At 41.7% G+C, this 1,794-nt stretch carries 1 protein-coding gene; it reads right to left on the bottom strand.

Features of this window, described 5'->3' with window-relative positions; genetic code table 11:
• Positions 1 to 147: 147 nt before the first annotated feature.
• Positions 148 to 1,632 carry a hypothetical protein gene (locus NHH16_RS15320; RefSeq protein ID WP_262070459.1) on the bottom strand — a complete coding sequence of 495 codons (1,485 nt, stop codon included), beginning with the start codon at positions 1,630 to 1,632 and terminating at the stop codon, positions 148 to 150.
• Positions 1,633 to 1,794 lie beyond the last annotated feature (162 nt).

The raw sequence follows: 1,794 nt of genomic DNA on the forward strand, positions 1-1,794 counted from the left end.
ATAGTCTCTCGGAATCTCGAGTGATTATTTCGGCAAAGCCGAACATTGAACATTGATAAGTAAATATTATCCAAAAAAGAAAAAGTGGACACGAGAAACAGACATAACTGTTGTTATGCCCTAAAAATGTGTATAATAGTTAGTGGATTATGCCGTTTGTAGAATCAGCTTTTGTAGGGTCGATTCATAGGGCAAATCCCAGGCATCCAAGTGCTGTAGCATGAGGATGTGATAGAGACGGCAGTACCACATCTTAGATGATCGGTGTTTGCCGTCTTCTAATTTAAAGTCTATTTTCTCACGTTTAATACAGCGTTCTGATGAAGTTCTGGCATTATACTCTAGTTTCCACTCCTTACTATCTCTTGGCGGATCATTAAATAATCTCGGATTATCTTTCATGGCAACATGAACCGTACGTCCGTATTTAGAATCCGAACAGGGATTTTCACAAGAACAACCATGTTTTCTGCTAGCAAGCGGACAGCGAAATTTGTATCTACATTTAGAAGGTTCAGAGCCATCGTGATGCATCCTTCTGCCGGCTCTACAGATAGGAACCCCGTCTTCGCCAATAGTGAAGTCGTTCTTGTAGGGAACCTGGATTCCACGCTTTTTATTTAGATCTATAAATGGCGTAATTCCATTTTTGCGGCAGTGAACATAGTAAGCCATGGCATCATGAGCGGCATCTAAAAGCCACTTAGAGACATGAAATTCAGGAAGGAAAGACTTCATCCGGAAGAACGTTTCTGGGAAGGCGTGCGAGTCATGCATTGAGGCCTTATTCAAAAGCGGAAAGATAGGCAAGTCACTTTCCGAGTCAGAGGCAACAAGCATGTATAGATCATAGCCATGGTAGAAGCGATCTCTAGAGGAATCCCATCCGATATCACAGTCGGGTTGGGAGAATAAGCGATCACAGTCACAATCAAAGATGCCATTATTAGCACAATCACAGATACGCTTCTTGCGTTCTCTTGCAGACGTGACAACAGGGGTTCCATCCCCAGAAATGGCAAGTGATTCGGGTGAAATCAAGCCTTTCTCCACGGATTTATCTAAGAATTCTTTGCGGTAAATTTGAAAGAGAGAAGAATAAGGCTCAGCGTCAATGGAAAAGACAGAAGATTCTAACCTAGTGAACAACTGATCCACAGTCACTTTTTCAACAGATTCCGCTTTCTCACCTTTCTGCTTAGGTTTCTTAACCTTCTTCTTTTTTACTGGCTTCACGTGAGGAGAGAAGTTATCAGAATCGGAGTCCCAAAGTCGATTCAGAAAGTCGTAAAAAGTTCCAACCCCAGGCGTATCTCCGAATTCAAAACCGCTAAGAATTGCAAAGAGCGGATTTAACTTTAGTTGTGCCGCCCACTCAGTGATAGCGATTTTAAACGCTATGGAAAGTAGAAGGGATCGTTGCATGCAAGAAGGGGTTCTAGGCTTTGGCCCAAAACGAGAGTACTTATCTTGCATAAATTCATCTGTGAAGGAAAGATCGAGATGCCAAAAACGATCAATAATATCCCATGTAGCACGAGAAATCGTAGAAGGATCCGGATAATATTTGCGCATTTGCTCAAGCAAATGCTTTTGATAGGCGGAATGACCGCCAGTGATAATAGGTAACATGTAAATCGCCTCCAATCGAAAAATATACTTTAATTAACAGGCGCGAAGCGCCACATTTTTCGATATGTTTGTCAAGCTTTTTTTGACAAAAAGTGGGGGATTTTAATAAAAAAGGAATCTACAAGCCTTGTAAACAGAGGGCTAGAGATTCCGAGAGACTAT

The organism is Ohessyouella blattaphilus (assembly GCF_024721265.1).
GTDB lineage: Bacteria > Bacillota > Clostridia > Lachnospirales > Lachnospiraceae > Aequitasia > Aequitasia blattaphilus_A.

Coding starts and splice junctions, on each gene's coding strand:
- NHH16_RS15320 (WP_262070459.1), bottom strand. CDS start 1,632: ATGTTACCTATTATCACTGGCGGTCATTCCGCCTATCAAAAGCATTTG.